The organism is Roseateles sp. (assembly GCF_031397715.1).
Classification (GTDB): Bacteria; Pseudomonadota; Gammaproteobacteria; order Burkholderiales; family Burkholderiaceae_C; genus Paucibacter_A.
The window spans coordinates 1-6877 of sequence record NZ_JANNMI010000031.1 but is presented as its reverse complement, the minus strand read 5'-3'; the positions used below and the strand labels follow the sequence as shown (position 1 = coordinate 6877).

The 6877-nt window shown below is 66.4% G+C and carries 3 protein-coding genes; 1 reads left to right on the top strand and 2 read right to left on the bottom strand.

The window, feature by feature from the left end; translation table 11 throughout:
• Nucleotides 1-203 precede the first annotated feature (203 nt).
• Nucleotides 204-3242, top strand: coding sequence for a hypothetical protein (locus RMO57_RS01590; protein WP_310383602.1), 3039 nt, complete (start codon nt 204-206; stop codon nt 3240-3242).
• A gap of 13 nt (nt 3243-3255) precedes the next feature.
• Here the strand turns inward: RMO57_RS01590 and malQ are convergent, their stop codons facing one another.
• Both malQ and glgX read right to left on the bottom strand, forming a co-directional pair.
• Entirely contained in the window at nt 3256-4776 is a 1521-nt protein-coding gene (malQ, locus tag RMO57_RS01585) for a 4-alpha-glucanotransferase (RefSeq protein WP_310383600.1), read from the bottom strand.
• Between the two features lie 13 nt (nt 4777-4789).
• Nucleotides 4790-6793: a glycogen debranching protein GlgX gene (gene glgX / locus RMO57_RS01580; RefSeq protein WP_310383598.1), complete on the bottom strand. Its 2004-nt coding sequence runs from the start codon at nt 6791-6793 to the stop codon at nt 4790-4792.
• Nucleotides 6794-6877: the final 84 nt, after the last annotated feature.

Here is a 6877-nt window from a genome sequence, read left to right as displayed (position 1 = left end):
GACGAAGTCAAAAATGGCCCGCCGCGGGCGACTTGCAGCCGCCGATTTTCTGCCGCCCGGGCTCCTAGCTCTTAAAACAGCATCAACAAGAAGCCGGAGCTGCGCGGCGCTAGGCGCCCCCCCCCAGAATCAGGGGTGCGGGGGGACCGCCGAGCGCCTAGTGTAGGAAGGGCCAGTTTCTCGGCCACCTATGGAGCAAAACTATGAAGCCCTCCCTGCCCGCCGGATCCGCCCTGAAACCACATCCGCTGGCCGCGGCTCTGCTGGCGTCGCTGGTGTCGCTGGTGCCGACAAACGCCGGGGCTGCCGACTTCATCTTCAGCAACGGCGTCTTCACGCCCGGCGTGACGGCGCCGCAGCCGCTGCTGGTGGGCGATGCGCTGCTGATCAACGCCGGCGGCAACAAGTTCTTCAGCGCGGTCAGCTTCACCAACCTCAGCGGCACGGTGAACTGGAACGCCGACTCCTTGTTCATGCAAAGCGGCGCGCTGATCAGCAACGCCGGCCTGTGGGATGCGCGCAGCGACGACGCGCTGGTCAACAACGGCGGCGCCACCTCGAGCTTTAACAACAGCGGCATCTTCCGCAAGAGCGTCGGCGCGGGCGGCACCAGCATCGGCGGCATTGCCTTTGTCAACAGCGGCACGGTCGATGCGCAGACCGGTTTTATCGACTTCGGCGGCGGCAACGCCAGCTTCAACGCCGGCTCGCAATTTACCGGCGCGGGCCAGACGCGCATCACCGGCAATGCCGCCTTCAACGGGGCCTTCAATTCGGCCAATCTGCGCCTGCAAGGGGGCACGTTCACCGGCGGGGCGGCACAGATCGGCGGCAGCGTGAGCTTCTCCGGCGGAGCGCTTGCCGGCACCTGGACGGTGGCCGGCGGCCAGACCTTGCTGGGCGCCGATGGCGGCAACAAGTTCATGGCCGGCGCCTTGTTGACCAATCAGGGCAGCCTGTTGTGGCAGACCGGCAATGCGCTGTTCCTGCAAAGCGCGGCCGGCCTGGACAACCAGGGCTTGTTTGAATTCCAGGCCGGCGCCAGCTTGGTCAACAACGGCGGGGCGCTCTCCACCTTCACCAACAGCGGCACGCTGCGCGCGCTGGCCGGGCAAACCGGCACCATTGGCAGCATCGCCTTCGTCAGCAATGGCGGCACGATGGATGCGCAGGGCAGCTTGAACTTTGCCGGCAACAATGCGGCATTCAACGCCGGTTCGCAGTTCACCGGCGCCGGCGTCAACCGGATCACCGGCAATGCCGGCTTCAACGGCGGCTTCAGTTCCAGCAATCTGCGCCTGGAGAACGGCACCTACAGCGGCAGCGGCGCGGTCATCACCGGCACGGTGGCTTTGCAGGGCGGCGTGTTCACCGGCGGCTGGGAGCTGGGCGCCGGCCAGAGCTTGCTGGGCCAGAACGGCGGCAACAAGTTCCTCAGCGCCGCCAACTTGGTCAACAAGGGCCAGTGGGTGTGGCAAAGCGCCGACTCGCTGTTTCTTCAGAGCGGCAGCCTGCTGGACAACCAGGGCAGCTTCGTGATGAGCACCGGCATGAGCCTGGTGAACAACGGCGGTGCGCTCTCCAGTTTCACCAACAGCGGCACGCTGAGCGTGGCAGCCGGCCAGACCGGCACGGTCGGCACGATTGCCTTCGTCAACAACGGCGGCACGCTGGATGTGGCTGGCGGCGGCCTGCTGAACTTCGCCGGCAACAACGCCACGTTCAACAGCGGCACGCAGTTCAACGGCGCGGGCGTCAATCTGGTCAGCGGCAATGCGCGCTTCGTCGATGACTTCCAGTCGCAGAACCTGCGCTTGAGCAGCGGCGTGTTCAGCGGCGGCGACGGCAGCCCCGGCGCCAAGGTGCTGGTCGGCGGCAGCGTCGAATTCACCGGTGGCTTTCTGACCGGCGGATGGGAGCTGGCCAGCGGGCAGATGTTGGCCGGCAAGAGCGGCGGCAACAAGTTCCTCAGCACGGCCGGCCTGGTCAACCGGGGCACGCTGGCGTGGCAAACCAACGATTCGCTGTTCCTGCAAAGTGCCAGCCTGCTTGACAACCGGGGCCTGTTCGACGCACAGGCCAGCATGTCGCTGGTCAACAATGGCGGCGGCCTGTCGACATTCAACAACAGCGGCACGCTGCAGGTGGCGGCCGGCCAGACGGTCAATGTCGGCAGCATCGCCTTCGTCAATGATGGCGGCACGCTGGCGGTCGACAACGGCGGCCTGTTGAACTTTGCCGGCAACAATGCCGCCTTCAACACCGGCACGCAGCTGACCGGCACGGGTGTGGTCGCCGTCACCGGCAATGCCAGCTTTGCCGGCGAGATCAGCAGCAGCAATCTGTCGCTGCGCAACGGCAGCTTCAGCGGCACGGCGGCACGTCTGAGCGGTGCGGCCGAGTTCAGTGGCGGCGTCCTGGTCGGCGGCTGGGAGATCGCGGCGGGCGCCGCCTTGACCGGTGTCAACGGCGGCAATAAATTCCTCAGCGCCGTCGCGCTGACCAACCACGGCACCCTGACCTGGCTCAGCGGCAACAGTTTGTTCCTGCAAAGCAGTGCCCAGCTGATGAATGAGGGCCTGCTGGACGTGCAGGCCGACATGAGCTTCGTCTTCAACGGCGGCGCGGCCGTTGCCATCGTCAACCAGGGGCGGCTCGTGAAATCGGCCGGGGCAGGCACACTGACCATAGGCGCCGGTACGGGATTCAGCAATCCGGGCAGCATGGAGGTGCAGGCTGGCACGATCCAGTTGCCGGCCAACTTCAACAACTCCGGTGTGATGATGGGCACGGGCGCCTTCACCACCAATGTGCTGACCAATGACGGCCATCTGGCGCCCGGCAGCTCCGCCGGCAGCTTGACCTTGAACGGTGCGTTGGTGCAAACCGCTGCCGGCAGCTTCGATGTCGAGTTGGCCAGCAGCACGGCCTTCGACCTGCTGCTGATCAATGGCTCGGCCAGTTTGGGCGGCAGCTTGGCGCTGCATTGCATCGCCGGCTGCGCGCTGGCCAATGGCGACGAGTTCGTGATCCTCGACGCCACCGGCAATCTGACCGGCAGCTTTGCCAGCGTCAGCGTCGATGGCTTTGGCAACGGCTTCCAGTACGAGCTGTTCTACGACTACAACCAGGACCTGGTCAAGCTGACGGTGCTGCAGGTCGGCGCCGTGTCCGAGCTGCCGAGCTGGGCGCTGCTGCTCGGCGGGACGGTGCTGCTGGCTTGGCGGCGCAGGGCAGCATGAAGCCTGATCAGACTTAGCCCGGCAGGCGCAGCAGGGCGATGGGCGCCCGCCCGCTGGCGGCCGAGATCAGACCCAGCACCCGGGCCGGCTCGGCGCCCAGCATGTCCCATGTGAAGCGCCAGGCCCAGTTGCCGCCGAGGACGCCTGGCACATTCATCCGGTGCGCGCCGTCCAGCCCCAGCACATCCTGCAGCGGGAACACTGCCAGATTGGCAACCGAGTTGCAGCAGGCGCGGATCATCGCCCAGTGCACATCGTGCTCGTCACAGGCCAAGTAGGCGCCTGCAAAGGCGCGTTCGTGGGCGGCGGCCTTGCTCCACCAGCCGCGTACGGTGTCGTTGTCATGCGTGCCGGTGTAAGCGACGCAGTGGCGCGGCCACATATGCGGCAGGAACTCATGAGCTGCATCAGCGCCAAAGCCGAATTGCAGAATCTTCATGCCCGGAAAGCCGCAGCCGTCGCGCAGCGCGTGGACATCCGGCGTGATGAAACCCAAATCTTCGGCCACGATAGGCAGCTCGCCCAAGCCCGCCGCGATCGCGTCGAACAGGGCCTGACCGGGACCGCTCACCCATTGGCCCTGGCGGGCGTCGGGGCTGCCGGCGGGGATCTCGAAATAGCCGGCGAAGCCGCGGAAATGGTCGATGCGGAACACATCGGCCTGGCTCAGCGCCCGCTTGATGCGCGCCGTCCACCAGCTGTAGTTGTCGGCGGCAAGAGCCTCCCAGCGATAGAGCGGATTGCCCCAGCGCTGGCCGTCCAGCGACATCGCGTCGGGCGGCACGCCGGCCACCACGGTGGGCTGGAAACTCTCGTCCAGGTGGTACAGCTCGGGGTGGGCCCAGCAGTCGGCGCTGTCGTGCGCGACGAAGATGGGCAGATCGCCCATGATGGCGACGCCCTTGGCGTTGGCATAGGCCTTGAGCGCGGCGATCTGCTCGTCAAACGCCCATTGCACAAACTGCCAGAAACGGTATTCATCCGCCTGGTCGAGGCGCGCGGCGGCCAGTGCCGCGGGCTCGCGCCGGGCCAGCCCAGGCGTCCAGCTCCACCAGGGCTGGCCACTCAAAGGCGAGCGTATGGCCATGAACAAGGCGTAGTCGTCCAGCCAGTCCTGCTGAGCCGCGCACCAGGCAGCAAAGGCGGCGCGGTCCTCGGCGCCGGCACGCTGGAAGAAGCCGTTAGCCGCCAGCCGCAACTGCTGCTCGCGCCAAGGCAACACGCGGCCGTAATCAACCGCTTGAGCGTCAAAGCCGTCGCTCGGCAATTGCGGCGCGGCCAAATAGCCCTTGGCGACCAGCGGTTCCAGCGCCACCATCCATTGGCTGCCGGCAAAGGCCGACACACCCTGGTAGGGCGAATCTCCGGGGCCGATTGGCGTGGTCGGCAGCAGCTGCCAGATGCGTTGGCCGGCGCTGTGCAGCCAGTCGACGAAGGAGAAAGCGTCGGGGCCGAAATCGCCGATGCCATGCGGGCCGGGCAAAGAGGTGATGTGCAGGAGCACGCCGGCGGCGGCGCGTTGATGGAGGTTCATGGTGAGCTTCTTTTCAGTCATGGCGCAGCAACACGAGGCTGCGCGCTGGGATGGTCATTGTCTGACCTGGGTTGAAGATCTCGTCGACCGGCAGCTCGGCGCTGCTGTCCAAGGCAAGGCGCCAAGGGCCGGCGCTTGAGCCAAAGGCCAGAGCTTGGGCATCAGGGTTGAAGACGATCAGCAGGCGCGGCTGCGCGGCGCCGGCCTCAAACATCTGCGCGGCGAAGCCCTGCTGGCCGGCGCCCGCCCAGTCCTGCTGCTGCATCTCGGCGCCGGTCGGCGTGAACCAACGCAAGCTGGCTGCTGCACCGTCGCCGGCAGCAAACCAGGCGTCATGGCGCAGCAAGGGCTCTTGCCGGCGCAGCCGCAGCAGCTCGGCCACCAGCGCTTGCGTGTCCGCCTCCGCCTGGCCCCAGCTCAGCCAGGTGGTCGGGTTGTCCTGGCAATAGGCATTGTTATTGCCGCCCTGGCTGTTGCCGAACTCATCACCGGCGCAGAGCATCGGCGTGCCCTGGGCCAAGAGCAGGGTCGCCAGCATTGCGCGGCGCACGCGCAACCGGGTGGCGCGGAGCCCCAAGTCGTCGGCCGGCCCCTCAGCGCCGAAGTTGGCGCAAAGCTCGCCGTCGCGGCCGTCGCGGTTGTTTTCGCCATTGGCCAGGTTGTGTTTGCGGGAGTAGCTCACCACATCGGCCAGCACATAACCATCATGCACAGAGACAAAATTGACCGAGGCACTGGGCCGGCGGCTGCCGTGGTGGAACAGATCGCTGGAGGCCGTGAAGCGCCGCGCCAGCTCATCTCGGCCGACGCGGGGGCAATCCGTCCCCAACCAATAGCCCCGCACCGCGTCGCGGAATTTGTCGTTCCAGTCCAAGAAGCGGCCCGGAAAGCACCCGACCTGATAGCCGCCCGGCCCCGCGTCCCAAGGCTCGGAGATCAGGTGCACGCCGGCCAAGACCGGATCTTGGCGCAAGGCGGTGAAGAAGGCGGCATTCGGATCGAAACCCTGCGCGGTGCGGCCCAGCACTGGCGCTAAGTCGAAGCGAAAGCCGTCCACACCGAGCTCGGCGACCCAGTAGCGCAGCGAATCCAAAACCATCTGCGTGACGCGCGGATGCTCGCAATTGAGCGTGTTGCCGCAGGCGCTGAGGTTTTCGTAGCGGCTCTTGTCGTCCGCCTCCAGCCGGTAGTAACTGCTATTGTCCAGGCCACGCAGGCTCAAGGTCGGGCCGAACTCATTGCCCTCGGGCGTGTGGTTGTAGACCACGTCCAGCACCACCTCCAGCCCATGCGCGTGCAGCTCGCGCACCATGGCGCGGAACTCTTCGGTGACCAAGCTCGGATCATCGCGGTGCTGTGCTTGAGCCAGGCGCGGATCGGGGCAGAAAAAGCCCAAGGTGTTGTAGCCCCAGTAATTGGGCAGACCCAGCTTGGCCAGATGCGGCTCGTCGATGCGGTACTGCACCGGCAGCAAGGACAGCGTGGTGACGCCGAGCGCCTTGAAATGTGCAATCGCGGCCGGGTGCGCGAGGCCGGCATAGCTGCCGCGCAGAGTGGCTGGAATGTCGGGGTGCTGCATCGAGAAACCCTTGACATGGACCTCGTACAAGACCAGGTCGGCCGTCGCATGGCGCGGCGCGTTCAGGCGCGGGCTGCTGGCGCCATCCAGCGTGGCCGCGACCCTGGCCCGCTGCGCCGGCCCGACGATCTCGCGTGCATAGGGGTCGAGCAGCAGCTGGTCTGGATTGAAGCGATGGCCATGCTCGGGCGCGTAGGGCCCATGGGCACGCAGACCGTAGACAAGACCTGGCCCCAGCTCGGGCAAGAAGCCGTGAAAGACCCCGTCGTGCTGGCCGGGCAGGTCGTAACGGCGCAACTCGCCTTGCCCCGCCGCATCAAAAATGCACAGCTCAATGCGGCTGGCGTTTTCGGAGAACACCGCGAAATTGACGCCGCCGTCGCGCGGCGTCGCACCCAGCGGTTCATGGCGTCCGGGCAGAAGTGAGGTCGGTAACATAAGGTCTCAGCAAGGAGTCAGAAAGAGGCAGGCCAGCGGGGGCAAGCTCAGCAACAGCGATTGGGGCTGGCCTTGCGCGGCGAT

Excerpts from the sequence above, each read along its gene's own strand:
- RMO57_RS01590 (WP_310383602.1), top strand. The coding sequence starts at position 204 with ATGAAGCCCTCCCTGCCCGCCGGATCCGCCCTGAAACCACATCCGCTG.
- malQ (WP_310383600.1), bottom strand. The coding sequence starts at position 4,776 with ATGAACCTCCATCAACGCGCCGCCGCCGGCGTGCTCCTGCACATCACC.
- glgX (WP_310383598.1), bottom strand. The coding sequence starts at position 6,793 with ATGTTACCGACCTCACTTCTGCCCGGACGCCATGAACCGCTGGGTGCG.